We start from the raw sequence: 22,417 nt of genomic DNA, 5'->3' as shown, positions 1-22,417 counted from the left end.
CGCATAACAGAGTTGTTGGTCGACCGCCAGGAGGTCACCGCCAAGTTCCTCAAGTTCTTTGACGACTTCAAGCCGTCACCTCCAAAGCGACGTCCAGTGGGCGGCGATCGCATGAAATGGACCGAGCTTCCCCAATACTTGAAGGCTGTATGTTCTGCACGTTCGAGGGATCTTCATATTGGGACTCCCATTCCGCAGGCCATGTGTCGACCTCCCCTCGTCTCGGAGAGGGCTAAATTGCCTCCGAGATGATATGGCGAACTTCCCCATTGGAATGCCCGCCCACCATGAGCTTGCAGATGTTCGAGTATCTTGTGAGGGGTAGTGTCATCAACTGGTGGACTACCGCCTCATTGCAGTCCCATATGTAGTTGCGACGCATGGCAGTAAAGTTAATTGCGCACCAGTGGGTGACGTATTGTTTGATATGTGGCGCGATCGGACAATTATGGGTATCCAGTTCCGCATCGAGGGCCGATTCGAGCACGGCGCGAGTGATCCCCGCCAAGGCTTACCCGGCCCGACCGGGGACGCCATCGACTTTGGCACGCCGCACCCACTGCTGAGCGAACTTCACTTCCGCCGTCGGCGGAGGTGAAGCCGGGTTCTTCTTGTCTGCCATGACATGGTCCTGCCCGGACAGGACCAATGTTCTGTCCAACCGACCGCACCCAGGTCAAACGCGGAAATCTACGCGTCCCCGAGTCATGCCGTCGGTGGGGCGTCGATGACGATGTCGTTCGGTCTGCCGCTGTCCATGGTCGTCCAGATCAACCGCTTGCCGCCTCCGCCGGTGCTCAGCGGGGTGATGGCCCGGAACCCGATCGTGACAAGTTCCGGATCGACCGGATCGCCGCGCACTCCCGTCAACGTTTCCGGCTTGACCGAGGGGTAGAGGGTGAGTACCGCCGTGCACGGTGCCGCCAGCGCATCAGCGGCCGGATCGGGGTCCGCGTCGAGGCCCGCGATCCGTGCTGCCGCGTTGCGGTGGCGGCTTTCGCTGATGGCACTGAGGGTTCCCGTTTCGCTCCGCTTCCTGTCGAAAATGCTGAAGGGTCCATGCCCGAGGATCATGCGGCCGGTAGCGGGGTCCACCTGTTGGGGAAGTAGCACGACCCACTGCCGGAGTTGGCTCGGTGCGAGCGAGTTCAGCCAGGTGCGTTCCGGGACGAATATGTCGGGCCGGAGCCACTGTAGGTGGTTCAGCACCGCCATCATTTCGTTATGCGGCAACACTGCATGGTACGCCGCATATGTTGCCTTTGCTTTGGTTGCCGTGAATGTGACCGTGCCGGTCGCCGCTGCGGCGGCCAGGACCGGCTCCCAGAGCCTGAGGTTCTGCAGGGCCGGCTTACCCTTGTCCGGGTGCGCGACCGGCTCCATGGGTTCGCCCGGCGTACTGCGTGAAACCAAGCGGGCGTTCCACATCTTGTTCCGGCCGGTTGGTCGCAGGTCGGGACGGTGCTGTTCGACCAGCGGAGGAACGCGGCTCGGCGTCAGCCGCGATTCGGGGGCGGTCTCGGACGAGTACTTGCGGAGGTCATCGCGCAGAGACTGTTCGTCCTGACAGGCGGCACCGAACAGCGCGTGCAGATCCGGGGTCGTGTACAGGCGGACCAGGTCACGGAACCCGGACCGGAAACCGAACCACCGGCCCATCTGCATCAGGGTGTCGACCTGTCTGGCTGCGCGACGGTAGTAGGTCACGGTGAGGCCCTCGACGGTGAAGCCACGCGCGAGCTTGTTGCCACCGACGAGGATCCGCCACACACGGCGTTTGTCGAAGTCGAGATCCTTCTGGTGCCTCTCAAGGTCAGGGTCGCTGTTGACGATGATGACCGGAGTACCGTGACGGTCGGTCGGCTGGATCAGCCCGATCGCGTCGGCGATGTCCTCGTGCAGCTCTTCGAAGCTGGCCGGCATAGCTGCCCCGGGCGCCTGGGCGCTGGTGACGGGGAGGACGTCGGTCTCATACAGCTTCCTGAGCCGTAGGAGACCTGCCGCGCTGTGGTAGCCGGCAGTTACCCAGAGCTTCTCGATGACCCGTGCGGTCTCACGGTGGGTCTCGCGGCCCATTGCTTCATGCACGAGCATGGTGTGGTGCCGGTAGCTACCCGCACCGGTCCGTTCGCGGTAGACCTTGAGCGCGCCGGTGAGTACGTACATGTCCAGGGCAGCGAGCAGTTCGTGATCCGTGGGCTCGTCGCTGAGGTAGCGCACGTGGGCGCGTTCCTTCGATGTCTTCAACGGTCGCTGTTCGACCGGGCGATCGTCGTCGAAGTCGTGGAAGTCGTCGGCGCCCATGTACCCGAGCGGCCGGGGCAGGGAGACGATGAAGTCCTTGGGGAAGATGTCCTCGACGTCGGACGGGTCGATGAAGACGTTGGCGTACGGGGTGGCGGTGTAGCCGACGTACTGGGCGCGGGGCAGCATCGTCAGGAGCTGGGCGATGAGCCGGTTGATCGCGGTGCGTTTCCTGCTGTCCTCCTTCCACTTGGCAGGGCTGGTGGTGTTGACGGACGCCTGGTCGGACTCGTCATCGATGATCAGCACAGGGATCTCGCCGAGCCGCGCGCTGACCTTCTTCAGATCGGTGACAAGGTTGGTGAGAACGGACGCGTTCTTCTTCGCCACGACCAGGCGGGCGTCGCTGGTGTAGAGGTTGGCGGGGTGGAAGAACTCCTTGGTGGCATCGTGGCGTTTGAACCGTAGCGCCGAAATGCCCTGCTTGAGGCGCTGGTAGTCACCCGCGTAGTTGCTGAGCCGTTCGATGTCGGGGTGGCCGGAGTCGGACGGCCTGCCACCGTGGTTGATGAACTTGTGGTGCTTCCAGTCGTCGTCGTCGCGGTACTCGTGCGCCTCGGGATCATGGTCCGGCTCGATGTTCTCGCGCCCGCACAGTTCCATGTCGAGTCGCCGCTGGGTCTGGGCCCGGAGCATGTTGGTGGTACCGGTCAGGACGATGACCATCCGGTAGCCGGCGTCGATGGCCTTGGCGATCACACCGGTGAAGTTGGCGGTCTTCCCGCTCTGCACGTATCCGACAACGAGGCCCTTGGCCTGGTAGGCAACGTTGCGGGTGGGGTCGGAGAGCCGCCGGACGACCTCCTCTGTGGCCTCGTCGATGCCGGCGACGGCGGCCGGGGCCCAGCCGTTCGTCAGCAGATTCGCGCTGTAGTGGGCCCAGTAGAAGTCACGCTCGGTGCGCCGCTGCGGGGTTCTCCACTCCTCGAAATGGTCGGCGATGACGATGGGGGCGTCGAGCGCGGCCCAGGGGATGATCTCGGAGAGGAGATCCTCGGTGGCCCGGTCGAGGCCGAGCGCGCGGCAGATCGCCGCCCGCCGCTCGGCGGTGTGGCGTGCCGTACCTGCGGCCCACGGTCCATCGTCTGCGTGGTCCCAGGAAGACAGCTGGTAAGCGAGGCGTTGACGCAGGGCGTCATCCGGACCCGCGCCCTGCAGATGCGCGAGGAGTGCGGTGCCGTCGGCCAGCGAGGGGTCCCTGGCGAAGAGCGCCGCGAACTGGTGTAACGGCCCAGGGCCGGCGGTCTTCATACCGTCAAGGGCAGAGCTGTAGCCGGTGGTGACAGTGTCGCTCATCGCAGCTCCTGTTGTCCGGCGGCCAGGGCGGTCCGCAGCAGGTCCGGCGGGTTGTCCTCGGGCAGGCCGGTGAGGTCGGTCCGGTAGCGGACGTCGGTGACTCGGGCGAGGTCCGCCTGTGGTTGCAGCATGGCGGGTGTGATGCGGGGGAAACCGGCGTCGACGATGAAGGTCGCCGGTGGTGTCCTGAGCCGCCAGCGGATGCCGCATGAGGTGCTGTGGCGGTCCGCCCAGCCTGCGGCGTGCAGCAGGTCGTCGAACCGGATCTGGTCGGCTCCGGCGCTCAGCAGGGCCCGGCTCCGACCGATGAGTTCCGGCAGGGTGGCACCATCATGACCCGCGACGGTGATCTGAACAGAGACCAGCCACAGTGGCCGTGTGCCGGTCGGTACGAGTTGGCTGAGTGATTCGATGGTGTGCCGACGGTGTTCGTAGGTGGTGGTCTTGACCTCCACGTCGTAGCCGGGGAAGCCGAAGTCGTGTTCCTCCGACAGGGCCCCGCGCCACGCCTGAAGTGCCACTGCCGGTCCTGCGGTCAGGGCCACACCGGTGAACAGGCACAGCTCGCCGAGCATGCCGACCTCGGTGGAACGCCGGAGGGTGGCTTCGGGCTGGAGGAGGTGACTCAGCTGGCGGAGGGTATCGCGGACCGCCGAGGTCATCGGCTGATGACCCAGCTGGATCCGGTCGGCGACGGCCCGCAGCAGGGGATAGGCGTCGATGAACACACGCGGGTCCGTGATGACCAGCTCGATCATCCGTTGACCACCGTGGTGGACGATGCGGACAGTGACATGTTCCAACCCGGTGGGTACCGGCTGCTCCCCAGGGCGGGCCGGCCCGCGCAGTCCGACCCGGCTACCGGGAACAGTGAACAGCACCAGTCGGGGCTCGCCGGGCACCGGGTGATCCATCGGCGCGGTATGACGCAGGTGTCCGGCGAACGTCTCGCTACTGAGATGGCGCAGGCTGGACATGCTCACCGACGCTCCTCGTAGGCGGTGCGTTCGGCCCGGGCGGCGGCGGTCAGCAGGCTCTGCCACAGTTCGATGTTGTCCTTGTCCCTGGGGCCTAGGTGGGCTCCCTGGAACGTGTTCTCGGCGAGCAGGTACAGCAGCGTCTTGAGTACCGGCAGGTCGTTGAGACCTCCGCGTCGGCCGCCGAGCAATGCGGCACGGTAGTTCCTGTTCAACCAGAGAGTGTTCGCCTCTCGGTCGATCTCAACGAACTGGTGCTCCGGGAGCGCCTTCCAGAGGATGCTGACGGGCTCATCGTTCAGCTGCGGCAGTTCGTCGCGGATTTCGCGGACGACCTTCGGGTGCAGGCCGCGGCCGGGCGGGACGACCGCCCGACGCCGGGCCGTGGTGCGCTGGTTCGTGGTCGTCCAGGTGGCCTCGGCGGCCTGCAGGTAACCGGTTATGTCGGTGCCGTCGTCGGCACGCGCACGGGCGACGGTTCCGGCGAACAATGGGCCCGCTGTCACCCGGGTCTTCTCCGGATTCATGGTGAACAAACCGGGGACGTCGTCGTCGATGTCGATCTCGACTCGGGCGAGCTGGAGCTTGCGGTCCGCGGCATGCACGCCTTCCCATCCGCCGGCGTGCAGAAGCCGGTCGTGGCGGTACACGTAGAGGCCCTGGCGCTGCTCCGCACCACCGGGAAGCCGGTACTGCGGCAGGTTCGACCGGCCGGGCCAGATGTGGCAGCGCAGCACGACGGGACTGCCGTCGAGATCGGCCCTTAGGTCTTTGGGCCAACCGGATGGTGTCCCGGGGTAGGCGAAGGGATCCAGGGCGTTCACGGTGCTGGCGATGCCGGCGCCGAGTTCGGTGTCCTCGACGTCGATGCTGATGCGGACGTTTCTATGCGTGATGATGCGGTGGAATGTGAGGCCGAGGTGTCCTCGTAGGTGGGCGATGGTCCGGGTGAGGAACTCCTCGACCTGGGCCGTGTCACCGGTCGAGGGAAATGCGACCACGTCGTCCCAGCGGACGACGGTTCCGCTGGGTGTAGTGGGTACCGGCCAGTTGCGGTCGAGTTCCGCGGCGGCGAATTCGCTGGTGACGATGTCGCACCGGTAGTCGCGGCGGCTGCTGTCCAGTAACCACCGGCGTCCGACGGGTGGGTGGCCCGCGGCTCGGGACATGACGGTGAGGCTGGCGGCCTGGCTGAAGGACGCGGCCTTGAGGCCGACACCGAACCGGCCGAGGTCGGTGCCGGAGTAGTTCCGGCGTCCACCGACCGTCATCGCGGCGTCGATGGTGCCGGGTTTGATGCCGGTGCCGTTGTCTATGATGTAGAGACCGACGAGCCTGGTGTTGTGCCGGATGAAGCGGATCCGGATGCGGTCGGCGTCAGCGTCGATGGAGTTGTCGACGAGGTCGGCGAGAGCGGTCTCGAGGGAGTGGTTGCGACCGAGGGCATCGAGTGCCCGCGGGTCCGGTGGGAGTTCGGTCGTTCCCTCGACGGGTACGTCCCGGGTCCACACGGACATGGTTGCGCCACCTCTCGGTTGTGGTTGCCGGGTCAGAACCCGGCGACGGGCCGGAAGCCACGCCGACGTGCCCGGCGCATGAGCGGTACCGCGGCAAGGACGTCCCTGCCGGCGGGTGTCCACCGCTCTCGGAGCGCCTCGGCGACGTTGGCGGCGATGCGTTGGTCGGGGATGTCCAGTGTGCTGGTCGATCGTCCCCAATTGACCAGGTCCGACCAGTCCTGTGCGGTGGTTCCCTGGATGAGCTGCAGATCCTCGGCGTAGGTGTCGACGTCGACCAGCTCCGCCTCGAGCGCCGGCGAGGGCTGCCAGTCCAGGTCACGGACCGCATCCCAGCACTCCGGTCGCTTCGCCCACTCCCCGACATGGACGCGCCCGTCGGGCGGGGACGTGATCACCTTCTGGGTGAGCACCGAGACCTCGGCGATGGCCTCCCTCAACGCCGGCGACAGGTCCTGGTCGCGCCAGATCCTGTCGAGGTCGATACGACCACGGGTGGCATGCACGAGGAACGCGACGGTGTACGCCACGATGTTGATCTTGTAGCCGCCGAAATTCTGCTCGCGGACGATCCGGTCGGTACGGCGGAACAGGATCCCTTTGGCGACGAGTCTGCGGCAGTAGACCTTGTCCACAGTGACCGGCTCGTCCTTGAGGCGCCCCTGGAAGAGGACGAAGTTCTTCTCGGCTCCGCGGCTGACCAGGTGCGGGTAGCGCGCCCACGCCTGCTCGAACCTCGCCAGGTCGGCCTTGTCGAACTTCTGGTCGGGAGGGTTCGACGCACGGAAGGTGGCCCGTCGCGCCGGGGTCGACTCCCTGGCGACGGCGTCCGCGTACTGGCCCCGTGCCCGCTCGTAGTACCAGTGGGTGTCCACGCGGTGCACCGGCCCGGGCGGAGCGAGGAGCGTCCGCATGATCCGCTCCACCTCGATGTGGAAACCGCTGTTGGCGCGGAGATCGGATGCGGTGACCTTGTTCTGGGTGTTCGAGTACTGGGATATGCGGGGAACGATCTCGTCCAGCCGGTCCGGGGAAACGACGGTGAGCTTCATCTGTACATGCACATCATCGACCGCGATCCCGTTGCGGCGCGCGTGGTGGATCGAGGCGGTGGTCTGGCCCCCGTTGACGATCTGCAGGCCGTGGATCCGCCGGATGACGGTCTGTCCGTCTGCCCCTCGGTCCAGGTCCACCCGGGCCGCCGTGGCCGCGATGCCGTTGTTGTAGGCGAGGAACCGTTCCGGTGTCGTCCGCAGCGTCTCCTGAATGCCCCGGTTGACCGCACCCTTCGTCTGAAGAAAGGACCGCACGTTGAGTTCGAGCAGCCGACCGCCATGCTCGGCGTACAGCGCGGCGAGGTCCGCGCCGGGCACGATGGCCAGGAACACGGAGTAGTCCCCGGCCGTCAACGGTGCGGTCAGACACGGCAGGCCATCAACGAACTCGGCGACGATCGGTTCCGCCTGGGTTCCGGACGCTGACCACGCGGCCAGGCGGCGCAGGTCCCACAATTCCCGGACGACCTTGCGGCCTTCGATCTCCGTCGTCATGGCGGGTTCCCGCACGACGCTGCGGGCATTGGTGACGATGATGAAGCGGACCCGGTCAACCTGGTGGAACTTTTCCGCGACCGCCCGTTCCATACCGAGCACCTCGGACGAGGGGTTCCTGCGTCGTGGGGTGCCTGGGATCGCCCTCAACAGGAAGTTCTGCAGCCGCCGGGTCACCGCGTCCAACTCCGGGCGGTTGATCTTGTGCGCTTCGTCCGCGCGGGGGCTGTACACCGTGACGAACAGGTCCAGGCACCGGTCATCGGATGAGAGCCCGTAACCGCTGATCTCCACCCCATGATCGCGGTGCATGACGACAACCGCATCCTCGGTGTAGCCGTCGAGACTGAACTGGTCCAGCATCATCCGCGCGAACGCCTCCGCCAGGTCACAGCCATCGGCCTCCGCCTGGGCCCGGACGTCCTCGATGAGAGTGTGCGCGAATGCGCTCACATCCACGTCAGGCATGATTCGACTCCAGGGCGCATGCGACCGCCGTTACGGATAGGACCACCAGGCGTGAACATTCAGACATCTTGCAGTCTTCCGGGACGAAGGGCGGCGGCCGGGCGGGGCTGGGGATGGTCGGCGATCGGTGACAGGGCTCTTCAGCATATTCGTCCGACGGCTGCATCCGAGAAGCTCCGGATCCGGCGTTGCGACGACTTTCAACGTACCGGATGGGCCCCTACTACATGGTCGGTGGTCGACGTCGCCGGTACCGGCACCTGTCCGGACCGGGCCCGGGATACGACGCCGCGGAATCCGGCGGTTGTGCTGCTGCCGTGCCCGCCCGGAGCTTCGACCCGTTCGTCTGACATCAATATGCCCGGAGATGCCATCGCCCCTGGGCGGTCGGCTGACCACAGCCGGCGTGGTACTACCGGATCCGTCCGGACAGCCGGAAGGAGCATCACCAACGACGGAGGCGCTTTGACATCCACCGGTCGACGACCCGCACCCCTCAACGCGCTGGTGTCGGCGCAGATGAGCCGGATGCCTCGCGCCTCCACGCGCCCGGAACTCCTCATCCGTCGTGAACTGCATCGTCGGGGGATGCGCTACCGGGTAAACCACAAACTGCTGCCAGGGCGGCCCGACATCGCCTTCACCAGAGCGAAGATCGCCGTATTCATCGACGGATGCTTTTGGCACATGTGCCCGTCGCATGGCACGTTCCCCAAGAACAACTCCGCTTGGTGGCTCGCCAAACTCCAGCGCAATGTTCAGCGTGACCGCGAGAAGGACGATCAGCTCTGCGCACTCGGCTGGACGGTCGCGCACTTCTGGGAACACGAGGACCCCGTCGACGTCGCGGACCGCGTCGAAGCACTCTGGCACCGGAAACGGGAGACACCGGAGCGCGGTACAAGATCACCGCGTCATGTGTGACATCCTGGTCCTGAAACTGTCGTACACCGGGGAGGAAACCGATGCCGGCCGGATCATGGTTCCAGGTGCCGCCCTCGGCCGCGAGACTGACCGGTTCCCTGCGCGACATCGGCTACGAGTTCCCCACCGCTGTAGCCGACATCGTCGATAACAGCATCGCCGCAGGAGCGACCCACGTCGATATCAGCATCGAGTTCGACGGCCCCAACTCGCGGGTCTTCATCACCGACGACGGCTCGGGCATGACACCCCACGCGCTCCTTGAAGCCCTACGTCTCGGGTCACGACGACACTACGCCGATGGAGACCTCGGTCGGTACGGACTCGGACTGAAGACCGCGTCGCTGTCGCAGTGCCGGTCCCTCACCGTGATCACCCGAAGCACGCCAAAGGTTTTCCGTACCACCGCCCGCAGCCTCGACCTCGACATAGTCGAAGAGTGGGACGAGTGGCTCATCGCCGACCCGGGTGCAGATCCCGACGTCATCCGTGCCCGGCAATGGCTCGCCGAGGGCACCGGCACGGTAGTGCTCTGGCGCAGCCTCGACAGGGTTCTCCCGGAGCACCGGCCCGAGGGTGGCTGGGCAAAACGACGTATCGAGACCCTCGCCACCCGCACCGCCGAACACCTCGGGATCGTTTTCCACCGCTTCATCGAAGGCGCCGCCGGCGGCCGGCAGGTCGTGATCTCCGTCAACGGGCAGAAGGTCCGCGCCTGGAACCCGTTCGCACCGGACGAAGCGGCCCGGCAGGAACTGCCGCCCCAACGCTTCGAGGTCACAATCGGCAACGCCGGTGGCCACGTGACCCTGCGCCGCTACATCCTGCCCTCACGCGACCGCTTCAGCTCCCCAACCGAGTTCGAACGGCACTCCGGGCCACTCAACTGGAACCGCCAGCAGGGCCTCTACATCTACCGAGCCGACCGCCTCGTACAGTGGGGGGGCTGGTGCGGCATCCGCGGCATCGATGAACATACGAAGCTAGCCAGGGCCTCGGTCGACTTCGGCACCGGTCTCGACTCCGCGTTCAACATCAACGTTGCCAAGATGCGGGTCGCGATCCCCGCCCAGCTCCGCCAGATGCTCGAAGCACCCATCAATGAGCTGTGCATCTACGCCAACGACGCCTACCGTAAGACCTCCCACACCACGGAAACGCGGCGGCCGGTCCCCGCTGGCCTCGGTACCCCGCCCGAGGTCCGCGCCGCCGCGAATGCCGCCGCCACCGCCGGACTCGCCCTGCGGGCCGCAGCGATGCAGTCCGGGGAATGGGCCGCCTGGCAGCGCATCACCGCCGTGCTGAGAGAACAGTCACCGGACGTGCTGAAGACCCTCGCTCTGGACACCTGAGGCCGCCCGCAGGAAGATCAGGGCATCTGCCGGTCAGAAGAGCCGGAGGCTTCCGGCCTGACTGCTGCGGCACACCTTCTGCAGCGGGCACGCGTCGCACAGCGGCTCGACCGGCCGACACAGCGTGTTTGCCAGCTCGATGAGACCCAGATGCGCCCTGCGGGCGTCGCTGTCGTCACCGATCATGCGAGCCACCGCCAACCGGCCGTCCGTGAGCCGGTTCCTACGATCGACCGGCTCACCGAGGTAGCGGGCAGCCACCCGCAGCACACCCTTGGTGGAGAGCACCGGCTCCTCCGAATCGTCCTCGCCCGCACTGGGCACGACCAGGATCGCCAGATCCGCCAGGGCCTCATGTACCCCGGGAGTGCCGCGCAACCCGGCGTCGTCATCGAGAACCGCCGAGTTGTCGGCCAGCCGCCCTGCCAACTCGACAATCCGCCCGGCACGTGCCTCCTTCCCCGTCCACCGCCCGATCTCGCCCAACTCCGCCTCCGCGAGCACCGTCGCCTGCGGGGATGTCCATCTCGCGATCAGCGGCCAGAGCGGACGTACGACGTCCACGGAGGCGCGGTCCAACAGCAACTCTGCCTGGATCACCTGCCACCTCGTGGTCGCTCGCAGCCAGGGAAGGCCGCGAACCTCAGCGCTGTCGAACCATCCGGCGAGCAACGCCGCGACCTCCCGCGTGGAGGTCTCCGCCGGCCGTGCGGCGGCGACGCTTCGACGCACCGCGCCCGCCAGGTGCTCGGCGAACAGCGGTGGGACCGCGTTGCCGATCTGACGGAACGCCGCCGACGGTGGTCCGGCGAACCTGAACCAGTCGGGGAAGGTCTGCAACCGGGCCGCCTCCCGCACGGTCAGCGTCCGGCCCTGCCGTGGATGGATGTACCAGTAGCCATCCTTGGCGATGTGAGCTGTGATCGTCCGGGAGAGGCCGTCCTCGTCGAGGCGCTTGTACTTGTCGTCAAAGATGTCGTGGCGGTACCGCCTCATCTCCTCGGGGAGGTCTGAGTAACGGGTGGTCGCATCCATCAACTCGAACGCGCGGGCGTCGTCCTCACGGACAGGTCGGGTGATGTGATCGAACACCTTGCGCTTGTCAACATCCGGCACGCCGGCCCGCATACTGCGCTGATACTCCGTCACCGGCTCCGTGTAATCGGTCCACCCCTCGGCACCGCCCTCAGGGCGCCAGCCACCCTCCACCGGCGGAAGATCACCGATCGCGTTCCACACGGTCACCCGCTCGAGCGCGTGCGGCGGCCACTCGAACAGCGCGCCATCGGCCAGCGCGACCACGATCAGGCGCTGCCGGAACTGCGGGACCCCATACCGCCACGTATCGACCACCTGAGCCTGAACTGCGTAGCCCATCGACTCCAGTTCATGGACCATCGTCCGGAAGATGAACATCTCCTTGTCCAGCGCCATGTCCGGAACGTTCTCCATCAGTACCGCCGGCGGCCTGGCGAGCCGGATCACCTCGATGAACGACCGCCACAGGTCCCGGCGCTCGTCGTACGGGTCACGCTCCGCATAACGGACCCGATGACGGATCATCGACCGACCGGCCTTTGAAAACGGCTGACATGGAGGACCACCGGCGAGCAGTTCGATCTGACAGTCCCGGATAAGATCAGCAACCGTGCGGATCACCGCGGGATCGCCCAGGTCCCAGTTGACGCTGAGGCCCCCATGGTGATGCCGGTGAGTCTCCACGGCCTCCGCATCGTGATCAACACTGAGCACGACCTCATATCCGGCCTTTTGCAGACCGAGACTCAAACCACCGGCACCGCTGAACAGGTCGGCCGCCAGGGATCTCCCTGAGCGACGGACACCAGCCGCATAGGCAGGCAGATCGGAAGCGTCTTCGCAGCTGTCCGGATGCGGAGCCAGCCGTACGAAAGGGCCTCTGACCAGCTTCACGCCGTACCCTTCACGCTTCCTGGGCTTGCGGGTGCGGGCAGGGTCAGCGGCGGTCACGGTGATGCACGCTACCGCCGTCGGGGCGCGCAAAGCCAGCGACGACGCGGAGTCCCGTGCGGCTTTGGTTGATCTTGCCTGGCATTTCCAGCGCCCACCCGGGTTCACGGTGAAGGGCCCGCGGTCTCGTCGCCTTCCATGGCGTCGCACCCGCCAGCTACGTTGCCCTCCTACAGACGGGAGCGGAGGCGGGCGATGTCGATGGCTGATCGTGTGCCGAAGGCGTGGCTGATGCTGGCTGTCGGTGCGGAGCGACAGCATGGTGGCAATGACGGGTACGACGATGATCCGGACGCTCACTACAGCTGGGACGACACTGTCCCGAACGCCCGGACCGTAGCCGTCGGCGATCGGATCGTCTTGTGGGACAAGGAGGCGGTCATCGCTGCCTCCGTCATCGAGGAGATCGAGACGGGTCACGCGGAGAAGCAGCGCCGGCCGCGTTCGCTCGTGGGCGGTCACCTGCTCATCGAGGTACGCGGCCACGGCGTCGCGCTCTCCCCGGACGTCGGCGAACGCGAGGGTGAGGCACAACCGGAAGTTCAGTGCCGATTCCGGCCGCACCCGCAGCCCGGCGAGCTTCCCGCCGCGGGTGGTGTGTAGCAGGGTGACCGGGGCCTGCGGGTGGTGCGCGGGTCCGGTGAGGTCGGCGTACCACCATTGCCGCCGCCCCCACGGACCGGCGAAGACCAGGCGGCGGCTCGTGACGACGGCCATGCCGGTGCCGGCGATTTTCAGGCCGCGTGGTAGCGCGCGGCTTGGCGCGTCGGCGGGGACCGGCGTGACGGCGAGTCCCGGCGCGGACAGCCCGGTGAGGTGCCGGGCCCCGGCCTCGACCAGCTCCACTGCCGGGAGTACGCGGAAGAGGACCTCGTCGTCCTCGAGGTCGACCGGTAGGTCGGCGCTGGGTTGGTGGTAGCCGTGAAAGCAGGTGACCTCGGCACGCAGCCGGATCAGCTCGTCGGCCCGCCGGCGCCACCTCTCGGCGTCCGCGTCATGGACGCGTCGCCGTCGCTCGTTCTCCCGCTCCGCCCATCGCGTCCGCCAGTTTGGACGCTTCGCGTCCCTGGTTGCCAGAGCTGCGGTGGCGGCGGGTGACTCCCTCCTCACATTCGGCACAACCGTTCACGGACCTCTTGGGAAACGCGGCAACCGGAAAACCGCCCCATTGCTGCCGGTCCAAGCCGAGTGTCCGGATGCGCGGCGGTCCGACAGATCAGCCGTTCAGGTACGCCAGCACCGCCAGCACCCGCCGGTTGTCGTCCTCCGACGGCGGCATGCCCAGCTTGCTGAAGATGTTGTTGATGTGCTTGCTGACCGCCTTCTCCGTCACGAACAGCCGCCCCGCGATCGCCGCGTTCGACCGCCCCTCGGCCATCAGCCCCAACACCTCCCGCTCCCGAGCGGTGAGATCGAGAAGCCGCTCAGCGCCGGCGTTGCGCGCCAGCAGCTGTGACACCACCTCCGGGTCCATCACCATGCCGCCGCCGGCCACCCGCCGCACCGCGTCGATGAACTGGCCGACGTTGGACACCCGGTCCTTGAGCAGGTAGCCGACTCCCCCGGCCCGGTCAGCGAGGAGTTCCCGCGCGTACAGCTGCTCGACATGCTGGGACAGCACCAGGATCGGCAGCCCCGGCAGCTCCACCCGGGCCGCGAGCGCCGCCTGCAGGCCCTCGTCGGTGAAGGTCGGCGGCAGGCGTACGTCCAGGACGGCGACGTCGGGGCGGTGCCGGGTGAGCGCCGGCAGCACGGACGGCCCGTCGGCGACGGCCTCGACAACCTTGAACCCGTACGCGTCGAGGATGCGGGTCAGCCCGTCCCGGAGGAGGGCGAGGTCTTCGGCGATGACAACTCGCACGGCAGCTCCATGGTCACGACGGTGGGTACGCCGGGGCGGACTCGTCACGGTCATCGTGCCATCGAAGGCGGCCAGCCGTCGGCCTACAACCCGCCCGGCCGGTCCCCGCGTCCGGTGTCAAGTGACGCTACGGGAATTGGCACATCACTCCCATCATTCATTGATGATTGAGAATCGCTACGCAAGGTAGGGAGGCTGCCACCATCAGTACTGCGAGCGGGAGGGGTTTCCATGAGCAGGGCCCACAGCAGACTTCGGCACCTTGTGGTGGGGGTGAGCGCCGGGATTGGTCTTGTGGTCGCGCCACTCGGGCCGCCACCGGCCGAGGCAGCGGAGGTGCAGCTGAGCCAGCGGGTCGGGTTCGTGATCGGCAATGATGGCCGCCTCTACGAATCGTCGTTCGGGGCGCCGGTGATCAGCGAGGTGATGGCCCCGCCGGGTGCTGGTCTGGCCACCTTCAGAGAGAACGACGGCAGCGTGTCCGCCTTCGCCATCGGTACGCAGGGCGGGCTGGTGATGACGACACCGACCTACAACCGCCCGGGTTACACCCTCGCCCTGGACGGAGCCAGCGGTGTGGCAGCTCCGGGTGCGCCGCTGAGCGCGGTGACTGATCGGGGTTCGGCGTACGTGTTCTTCGTGGGGCGTAGCGGCGCGCTGTTCCGCGCCGCCTATCGGCAGCCGGCTCGGCCGAGTGGTGGGCCACAACCGATCTCCGCGTCGGGTATCGCACCGTCGGGTGGGATCGTCGCGGCGGTCACGTCGCCAACATCTGCCCCCGGCGTGGTGTTCGTGGGCAGCAACGGCGCCTTGTACTCGATCTGGTCGACGAGTTCCGGTGCGTGGACGACGGTTCAGAAAAGTCCCCCCAACGTGGCGCAGCCGGGTGGCGGCGTGGCGGCGGTTTCCACTGGTTCCCGCGTACAGGTGTTCTTCACCGGGCGGGAGGGTGACCTCTGGACTGCGCCCATCTCGGCGGGGCCCCTACCGGACCCATGGGCGCCGAACGTGATCTCGCAAAACGGGCTGGTGCCGTTCGGGGCGTCCCTGGCCGCGGCGCAGCTCTCCGACGACTCCCTGGCCGTGTTGTTCGCGGGGAATGATGGTGCGATCCAAGTCTCGGCCAACATCAGCGGCCAATGGCGGGGGCCGTCCGCGGTCACCCCGGCTGGTGTCGCGCGTCCGGGAACCCCCCTCTCGGTCGGGGTCGCCGGGGGCGAGCTCTACTCGGACTGGTGCGGTAACGACGTCTGGTGGTGGTTCCACTGGCGGTGGCCGTGGCCCGGGCCGCCCCCGCCACCGCCGTGGTACGGCGAGATTTCTCCGATTCAGGTACGCACGCCTGGGCTGATTCGAGAGGGCTTCAACGTCTCGCTCACCCTGTAGTCGGCCTCGGCGACGACAACTCGCACGGCAGCTCCATGGTCACGACGGTGGGTCCGCCGGGCGGACTCGTCACGGTCATCGTGCCGTCGAAGGCGGCCAGCCGTCGGCGTACCCCCGCCAGGCCGCTCCCCGCGTCCACGGTGGCGCCGCCGCGACCGTCGTCGCCGACCACCATGCTCAGCAGGCCGTCCGTAAAGGACAGACGGATCCAGACGCGGCTCGCGCCGCTGTGTTTGGTGACGTTGGTCAGCGCCTCGGCCACCGCGAAGTAGGCCGCGGATTCGACCGCCGCGGGTGGGCTGCCGGCCAGTCGCACGTCAAGCTCCACGGGCAGCGGTACGGCCAGGGCGAGGGCCTGCACCGCGCCGTCGAGGCCGCGTTCGGCGAGCACCGGCGGGTAGATGCCGCGTACGAGATGACGGAGCTCGGCGAGGGCGTGGCCGCTGCTTTCCTGGGCCTCGCTGAGCAGCCGCTGCGCGGCGGCCGGGTCGTCGGCGAGGAGCTGCTCGGCCAGGCCGATGCTCATCCGTAGCGCGACCAGCCGGGCCTGCGCCCCGTCGTGCAGGTCGCGTTCGATGCGGCGCAGCTCGGCGGCCTGGGTGTCGATGGTGTCGGCGCGGGTGGCGGTGAGGTGCCGGACCCGAAGGGCCAGCTCCTGCGCGCGGGTGGGGGCGAGGAAGAACCCGGCGAAGCGGAAGTGCAGCCACAGCAGCCAGTGCGCGACGGCCAGCCCGCCGGCGAGGATCAGCCAGCCCTGCGGCGCGGCGAGCCACGCCTTGGCGAGGTTGTCCATCGGCCAGAACACGCCGTAGCCGTACCAGTCGACGGTCAAATAGAGCACCAGCGGCACGAACAGGACGCCTTCCAGGCCGTACGCGGGCAGCGCGAACGCGACCAGGCACGCGCCGCCGGTGATCGCGCCGGGGATCAGCCAGGCGAGGTCCCGCCAGGTCGCCGGGTCGGTGACGACCCACCGGAACCGCCGCCAGGTGCCGAGCCGGGCGCCGGCGGGCACCGGCCCGTACGGGGACGCGATCGGCGCCCCGGACGACTGGCTCAGCCGGCGTTGCAGCGTCAGCGATGCCCGCACCAGCACGGTCACTGCCGGGAAGAGCGCGAACCCGATGCCGAACACGGGGATCAGCGCCAGCGACAGCACGAACAGCGCCACGTTGGTGGTCAGGCCGAGCAGGGCCACGGCCAGGCCCTGGCCGGCGGCGAGCGCGCCGGGCCGGATCTGTCGCCAGAGGACACGTACGGGGGAGCTGTCCACGGCGTCATTCTCCGCCCACCGGGCCACCGAAATCGGTAGTGCTACCACCACAGATCGGTCACGCCGAGGTCTGTCGCGTCCGCTGCCGAGGCACCTCCGGCCGCCGCCCCGGAACAGTCCCCAACAGCAGCGTGCGGGCCGGCCGCTCCACCAACTCATGCAGCACCCAGGCCGATGCGAGCGACATCAGCAAGGTGGCCATCGTGAGAAGGATGCCCTGACCGGCGCCGAGCCGGGGGTGTCGTCCGACCACCAACGCGAGCACGAAGACCACAATCATGTGCACCAGATAAAACGCGTACGACAGCTCCCCGAGCCGCACGACTGCTGGCCGGCGCCACAGCGACGGCGCGCCGCGCAGGTCGGCGCGGGCCGCGGCGACGATGAGCAGGCCGAAGCCAACCGCTGTGCATCCGGCGTATTTGTACGGCGCTGGCACGTGCGATGCGGCGAGGTATCCGGCCACCAGCACCGTGGCGGCAACCGGGTATGTGGTCAGTCTGTCCAGGCGTCGCGGCCAGGCGCCGAGCGCCACCAACCTGGCCAGGGCCATGCCCAGCACGAACTCAGGCAGGCGACCGGGCGGGGTCCAGTGAAAGAACCAGACCACCCAGTCGGGCGAAGCCACCCAGAGCGCCGCGATTGGTCCGACCCACAGGGTGGCGACGGATCCACCCGCGACGAGGCAGGCGGCGCGGCGGCCTCTCCGGGTCAGCCCAGCCACGAGCAGTGGAAAGACTGCGTAAAAGAAGGCCTCGCATGCCAGGGTCCAACTCACCGAGTTGAGACTCTGGTAGAAGGCCGGGTCGGGCCACCACGCGTGCACGAGCAGCAGATTCGCTGCGGCGGGAACGACCGACGGCAAGATGTCAGGTTGCCACACCGCAAAAAGCAGCAGCACAACCAGCGCGGTCGCGAGGTGCGCCGGGTACACCCGGGCCAGCCGACGCCACCAAAAGGTGGCCCATCCGGATCCACATCCTCTCGAATTCGCCCACGTAAGCACGAAGCCGGAGAGAATGAAAAAGAACGACACCCCTGTCGCGCCGGCCCCGAATACGAACTTCAGGCTACGAGCCAGCGTGCCGTCGGCGAAGTATGCGATGAGGTGAAGGTGCACCCCGAAAACGAGAAATGCTGCCATCCAACGCAGGCCCGTCAGCGACGGGAGCGTCAGGGCCGTTCGGCCGCGCCCGGTTAACGGATCGAATCTTCTCCCTCCGCGGGCACCTGGAATTGTCCGCGTCAGCATCCGGTCGCGCCCGTCAAGGTTGTTATCGTTAGCCAAACTTGAGTGAAGAGCCGGTGCAGTCAAATGTTCGCTCACCCCCGGCCGGCTACGCCGGCTCGCCCGTAATTCGTTGGGGCAGTTTTGCCCAATAGTGCTTCCGGCTGCGTTACACGATCCACCATGTCGGCGAACAGTTCCCGCGCGTACAGCTGCTCAAACGTGACGGAACAGCACGAGGATCGGCAGACCCGGCACCTCCACCCGGGCGGCGAGCGCCGGCAGCACAGACGGCCGTCGGCGGCCCCGGAGGTCAGCCGGAGCGGGTTCCTCGCCGGGCGCCACCGGGGCTGGACCCTCCGGCGGCCGCCCGGCGAGGAGGCCCCGCGTGACGGACAGCGTCGCTGTCACCCGATCACTCGAGATGGAACCGCTCGCCTATGGCGAGGGCCGCCAGTTGCGGCACGGTGAACGGCAGTTCCTTCAGCCCGTTCTTGGTGCTGGCGAAGGACCGGTTCTTGCTCTGCGCGACGAAGGTGACCGTCCCGTCCGGGTGCCGGTAGGCCGACCACTGGTCGAAGCGCCGGTCGGTGGTGGGACGGACGACCACCCCGATCTTCGTGTCGCCGACGGTCACCACCTGGCACTGGCCCCCCATGCCCCAGAACTGCTTGGTCAGCGCGCACGGTTCGGTCGGGAGCTTGGTCCCGGGGGTGGTGACCTCGACGGCAAGGCGCCCGGTCCGGTCTCCCTTGGCGACGTCGGCCAAGGCCGTGTAGCGCCACACCTCGACGCCGTTCACCTTTTCCTCGAAATTGGCCTGGTTGTAGCGCGGCGGATCGTCGCCCACGGACTGGTTCGGCTTGTTCTCCGGCACGACGTACCCGTCCGGCACCATCGCGATGAGTTCGTCGAGCAGCCGGACCCCCTGGTCGTATCGGATGCCGGCGCGCGCCGTGCGGTCCTGCTGCGGGAGGCCGTCCGTTCCCGTCGGCCACGGTTCGGCGGTGCCCTTGTCGGACGGGGCCGGCAGGGGCGTCGTCCCGATGGCCGTCGGACTCGCGCCGCCGGTTCCCGTGGCACCGGCGCCGAGGTTGCCGGCCCCCGACGTACCGGTGCCCGGGACGCCGGCCCCCGTGGTGCCGACCGCCGTGAAGCCGGCGACCGCCAGCACCGCGGCCGCGGACCCGGCGCAGGCCCATCCGGTACGCCGGCGCGCGCGGACGCGCCGTGCGGCACGGAGCGCGGCGGACGTGTCCAGCGGTGGCGGCGGGACGACGGCCGTCATCTCGTGGCGGAGCGCCTCGCGCAACTCTTCCTCGTTCATCGTTCCCCCTTCTCGATCGTGCTGTAGGCGGGCTGTAGCAGGCCGCGCAGGTTGTCGAGGCCACGGGACGCCTGGCTCTTCACCGTCCCGGGCGAGCAGCCCAGCAGCGCCGCGGTCTCCTCGACGGACAGGTCCTCCCAGTAGCGAAGCACCAGCACCGCCCGCTGGCGTGGCGGCAGGGCGCCGAGCGCCTGGAGCATCACCAACCGGTTCTCCGGCGATTCGGGCGGTGTGGGTCGTTCGGCGTCCTCCCCGCCCACCCGTTCGCGCCGCCACCAGCCCCGCCGCCGCTCGTCCAGGAAGGTCCGGAGCAGGATCTGCCGTACGTAGGCGTCGAGCACCTCGTGCCGGGACACCCGGTTCCAGGCCAGGTAGAGCTTCGTGAACGCGGTCTGGACCAGGTCTTCCGCCCGGTGCCAGTCGCCGCAGAGCAGGTACGCGGTGCCCCTCATCGCGTCCGACCTCGCGGCGAAGTATTCCGCGAACGCCGTGTCGCGATCGCTCATTCAGGCCTCCTATCCCCGTTGCGAGATAGTCACGCCATGTCCGGCTCCGCGGGTTGCATGCGACTTTCAACCGTTGAGGTACGCCAACACCGCCCCTTGGCCATCAACCCAGCACCTCCCGCTCCCCGGCGGTCAGCTCCCCCAGCCGACGTTGGTCAGCGCCTCGACGACCGCGAAATGTGCCGCGGTTTCGACCGCCGCGGGTGGGCTGCCGGGCGGTCGCACGTCGACGTCCACCGGCAGCGGTACGGCCAGGGCGAGGGCCTGAACCGCCGTTGCGCGGCCGCCCGGTCGTCGGCCAGGAGTTTCTCGGCCAGGCCGATGCTCATCCACAGGGCGACCAGCCGGGCCTGCGCCCCGCCGTGCAGGTCGCGATCAGGCACGCGACGCCGGTGATCGCGCCGGGGATCAGCCAGGCGAGGTCCCGCCAGGTCGCCGGGTCGGTGACCACCCACCGGAACCCCCGCCAGGTGCCGAGCCGCCGAGCAGGGCCACGGCCAGGCCCTGCCCGACGACGAGCGCGCCCGGCCGGATCAGCCGCCAGACAACACGTACGGGGGAGCTGTCCACGGCGTCATTCTCCGCCCACCGGCCACCGAAATCGGTGGTGCTGGCACCACCCTGCCGTCCGGCCGCCGCAGCAGGTACGCGACGCTCGTCTTCTGGCTCGTCCGGCCGAGCCGCTGGCGCTGAGCCGGCCCGCGACGTCGAAGTGCGGGGCCCGACCCGTTCGGTCGTCGGCCCCGCACTTCTCTACAGTCGGTGCGCTCGGCTCAACAGCCCTGCTGCCGGCTGTAGATCCAGTGACGTTCGCCGGCCCATCCGATGTAGCCGACCGCCTCGACGCAGTAGTTCGCGACGCCAGTGACGGCGACGGGGCCGGCGTAGTAGCTGAAGTCGCCGGAGTCCGTGTCCGGCGTGCCCGCAGCGGTGCAGTGCGCCCCCTTGTTCTTCGGCATCGCGCAGCGGTAGATCTGCACGAACGTGGGCGCGGATTTCCCGTACGCCGCGCCACGGTGGTAGAAGCACGCGCTGTTGGTGCCACCGTTGGCGCTGTTGTAGTAGATGACCAGCTCACCGAGGCCTGACGACTGCACCGCGCTGTAGGTGATCGACCCCGAGCAGGTACCGGCGGCCTGGGCCGCCGGCGCGCTGACCGTCAGGACCGACACGCCGGTCACCAGCGCCATCAGTGCCGCGAATGCTCTTCTCACGTTCGATTACGTCCAATCCCTGGTAGATCAATAGACCGTTGCTCGTCCACGCCGGCGTCGCGTCGAAACCATATGCGCTCGGTCCAATTAGGACAACTTGCTGGCGACCGGCCACCGGAATCAGTGGTGCTGGCACCACCTGCCTTCGGGACCTGGCACTCCTGTCTTTGCCCCTCGCCAGCCGAAGGATCGACCTATGACCATGATCAGGCAAGAGAAGCGACTGACCGGCCTGCCGTCCGGCCGCCGCAGCAAGTACGCGACGCTCGTCTTCTGGCTCGTCCTCGTCGCGGCGGCCGGGCCGCTGGCGCTCAAGCTGACCGAGGCGCAGGACAACGACGCCCTCGGCGCGCTGCCCGCCACCGCCGAGGCCAGCCGGGCTCTTGAGCGGGCGAAGGAGGCGTTCCCGGATTCACAGCAGCCGCTGGCCGTCGCCGTCTACACCCGGGAGGCCGGGCTCACCGACGCCGACCGAGTCAAGGTCGACGGCGACCGCGCGGCCTTTTCCCGGTACGCGGACGGTGGCCAGGTGTCGCCGCCGGTGTCCAGCGAGGACGGGCGGGCGCTGCTGCTCTCCTTTCCCGTCGCCGAAGACGCCGACCAGCGGGCCGACGCGGTGACCGGCATCAAAGAGCGACTGACCACTGACGTACCCGAGGGGTTGCGGACGGCGCTGACCGGTCAGGCCGGCGGTGAGGACGACATGTTCGACGCGTTCAGCGGCATGGACGGCACCCTGCTGCTGGCGGCCGCCGCCACGGTCGCGTTGCTGCTGTTCGTCACCTACCGAAGTCCGGTGCTGTGGTTGATCCCGCTCGTCACGGTCGCGCTAGCCAGCCAGCTCGCCAGCGCGGTGGTGTACCTGCTGGCCCGGTACGCCGGGCTGGCCGTGGACTTCCAGAGCCAGAGCATCCTGACCGTGCTGGTCTTCGGCGTCGGCGTGGACTACGCCCTGCTGCTCATCGCCCGCTACCGGGAGGAGCTGCGCCGGCACGCCGACCGGCACGCGGCGATGGCCGTCGCGTTGCGCCGGTCGATCGGCGCGATCGCCGCCTCGGCGGCGACCGTGGCGCTCGGCCTGCTGTGTCTGCTGGCTGCGGGCCTGCCGTCCACCCGGGGGCTCGGGCCGGTCGGCGCGGTCGGGATCGTCGCGGCGCTGCTGGCGATGACCACGCTGCTGCCGGCCGTGCTGGTCGTGTTCGGGCGGTGGCTGTTCTGGCCGTTCGTGCCCCCGCTACTCCCCGG

General features: G+C 68.1%; 14 protein-coding genes and 1 pseudogene. 4 read left to right on the top strand and 11 right to left on the bottom strand.

Annotated features, from left to right (window positions below; translation table 11 throughout):
- Positions 1–705: 705 nt before the first annotated feature.
- The 4 genes from AB0C02_RS07410 to AB0C02_RS07395 are packed head-to-tail and all read right to left on the bottom strand — an operon-like array spanning position 706 to position 8,112.
- A complete protein-coding gene (locus AB0C02_RS07410; protein WP_357542176.1) occupies positions 706–3,555 on the bottom strand; it encodes a Z1 domain-containing protein in 2,850 nt (949 codons plus the stop codon).
- Between the two features lie 41 nt (positions 3,556–3,596).
- Positions 3,597–4,577, bottom strand: a complete 981-nt coding sequence (locus AB0C02_RS07405) for a PD-(D/E)XK motif protein (RefSeq protein ID WP_357542380.1) — start codon at positions 4,575–4,577, stop codon at positions 3,597–3,599.
- 2 nt (positions 4,578–4,579) lie between these two features.
- Complete coding sequence (locus tag AB0C02_RS07400) at positions 4,580–6,094, bottom strand: ATP-binding protein (RefSeq protein ID WP_357542174.1); 1,515 nt, start codon at positions 6,092–6,094, stop codon at positions 4,580–4,582.
- A gap of 32 nt (positions 6,095–6,126) precedes the next feature.
- A complete protein-coding gene (locus AB0C02_RS07395) occupies positions 6,127–8,112 on the bottom strand; it encodes an AIPR family protein (protein ID WP_357542172.1) in 1,986 nt (661 codons plus the stop codon).
- Positions 8,113–8,577: 465 nt separating this feature from the next.
- Between AB0C02_RS07395 and AB0C02_RS07390 the strand changes: the two genes are divergently transcribed.
- Together AB0C02_RS07390 and AB0C02_RS07385 are read left to right on the top strand one after the other, a co-directional pair.
- The gene (locus tag AB0C02_RS07390; protein ID WP_357542170.1) at positions 8,578–9,036 is read left to right on the top strand and encodes a very short patch repair endonuclease; all 459 of its coding nucleotides are present in this window, start codon (positions 8,578–8,580) and stop codon (positions 9,034–9,036) included.
- A 65-nt stretch (positions 9,037–9,101) separates the two neighbouring features.
- Positions 9,102–10,388 carry an ATP-binding protein gene (locus AB0C02_RS07385; protein ID WP_357542169.1) on the top strand — a complete coding sequence of 429 codons (1,287 nt, stop codon included), beginning with the start codon at positions 9,102–9,104 and terminating at the stop codon, positions 10,386–10,388.
- 33 nt (positions 10,389–10,421) lie between these two features.
- Here the strand turns inward: AB0C02_RS07385 and dcm are convergent, their stop codons facing one another.
- Positions 10,422–13,223: a DNA (cytosine-5-)-methyltransferase gene (dcm, locus tag AB0C02_RS07380; protein ID WP_357542167.1), complete on the bottom strand. Its 2,802-nt coding sequence runs from the start codon at positions 13,221–13,223 to the stop codon at positions 10,422–10,424.
- Positions 13,224–13,593: 370 nt separating this feature from the next.
- Positions 13,594–14,238, bottom strand: a complete 645-nt coding sequence (locus AB0C02_RS07375) for a response regulator transcription factor (RefSeq protein WP_357542165.1) — start codon at positions 14,236–14,238, stop codon at positions 13,594–13,596.
- A 336-nt stretch (positions 14,239–14,574) separates the two neighbouring features.
- Here AB0C02_RS07375 and AB0C02_RS07370 point away from each other — a divergent pair, with 336 nt between their 5' ends.
- Positions 14,575–15,624, top strand: coding sequence for a hypothetical protein (locus AB0C02_RS07370; RefSeq protein WP_357542163.1), 1,050 nt, complete (start codon positions 14,575–14,577; stop codon positions 15,622–15,624).
- Here the strand turns inward: AB0C02_RS07370 and AB0C02_RS07365 are convergent.
- The 5 genes from AB0C02_RS07365 to AB0C02_RS07345 form a co-directional block, all read right to left on the bottom strand.
- Complete coding sequence (locus AB0C02_RS07365; protein WP_357542161.1) at positions 15,614–16,897, bottom strand: histidine kinase; 1,284 nt, start codon at positions 16,895–16,897, stop codon at positions 15,614–15,616. The two genes, AB0C02_RS07370 and AB0C02_RS07365, sit on opposite strands and share 11 nt — an antisense overlap.
- Before the next feature lie 58 nt (positions 16,898–16,955).
- Complete coding sequence (locus tag AB0C02_RS07360) at positions 16,956–18,149, bottom strand: acyltransferase (protein ID WP_357542378.1); 1,194 nt, start codon at positions 18,147–18,149, stop codon at positions 16,956–16,958.
- A gap of 391 nt (positions 18,150–18,540) precedes the next feature.
- Positions 18,541–19,452: a hypothetical protein gene (locus AB0C02_RS07355; RefSeq protein ID WP_357542159.1), complete on the bottom strand. Its 912-nt coding sequence runs from the start codon at positions 19,450–19,452 to the stop codon at positions 18,541–18,543.
- Positions 19,449–19,958, bottom strand: a complete 510-nt coding sequence (locus AB0C02_RS07350) for a SigE family RNA polymerase sigma factor (RefSeq protein ID WP_357542157.1) — start codon at positions 19,956–19,958, stop codon at positions 19,449–19,451. The genes AB0C02_RS07355 and AB0C02_RS07350 overlap by 4 nt, the downstream gene beginning before the upstream one ends.
- Before the next feature lie 773 nt (positions 19,959–20,731).
- Positions 20,732–21,172 carry a hypothetical protein gene (locus AB0C02_RS07345; RefSeq protein ID WP_357542155.1) on the bottom strand — a complete coding sequence of 147 codons (441 nt, stop codon included), beginning with the start codon at positions 21,170–21,172 and terminating at the stop codon, positions 20,732–20,734.
- Positions 21,173–21,368: 196 nt separating this feature from the next.
- Here AB0C02_RS07345 and AB0C02_RS07340 point away from each other — a divergent pair.
- Positions 21,369–22,361: pseudogene (locus AB0C02_RS07340) on the top strand (MMPL family transporter); the annotation flags it as partial.
- Positions 22,362–22,417 lie beyond the last annotated feature (56 nt).

The organism is Micromonospora sp. NPDC048999 (genome assembly GCF_040649295.1).
GTDB lineage: Bacteria > Actinomycetota > Actinomycetes > Mycobacteriales > Micromonosporaceae > Micromonospora.
Note: the sequence above shows the minus strand (reverse complement) of the source record. Positions and strands in the feature narration are given on the sequence as shown.

Excerpts from the sequence above, each read along its gene's own strand:
- AB0C02_RS07410 (WP_357542176.1), bottom strand. The coding sequence starts at position 3,555 with ATGAAGACCGCCGGCCCTGGGCCGTTACACCAGTTCGCGGCGCTCTTC.
- AB0C02_RS07405 (WP_357542380.1), bottom strand. The coding sequence starts at position 4,577 with ATGTCCAGCCTGCGCCATCTCAGTAGCGAGACGTTCGCCGGACACCTG.
- AB0C02_RS07400 (WP_357542174.1), bottom strand. The coding sequence starts at position 6,094 with ATGTCCGTGTGGACCCGGGACGTACCCGTCGAGGGAACGACCGAACTC.
- AB0C02_RS07395 (WP_357542172.1), bottom strand. The coding sequence starts at position 8,112 with ATGCCTGACGTGGATGTGAGCGCATTCGCGCACACTCTCATCGAGGAC.
- AB0C02_RS07360 (WP_357542378.1), bottom strand. The coding sequence starts at position 18,149 with ATGCTGACGCGGACAATTCCAGGTGCCCGCGGAGGGAGAAGATTCGAT.
- AB0C02_RS07355 (WP_357542159.1), bottom strand. The coding sequence starts at position 19,452 with ATGAACGAGGAAGAGTTGCGCGAGGCGCTCCGCCACGAGATGACGGCC.
- AB0C02_RS07350 (WP_357542157.1), bottom strand. The coding sequence starts at position 19,958 with ATGAGCGATCGCGACACGGCGTTCGCGGAATACTTCGCCGCGAGGTCG.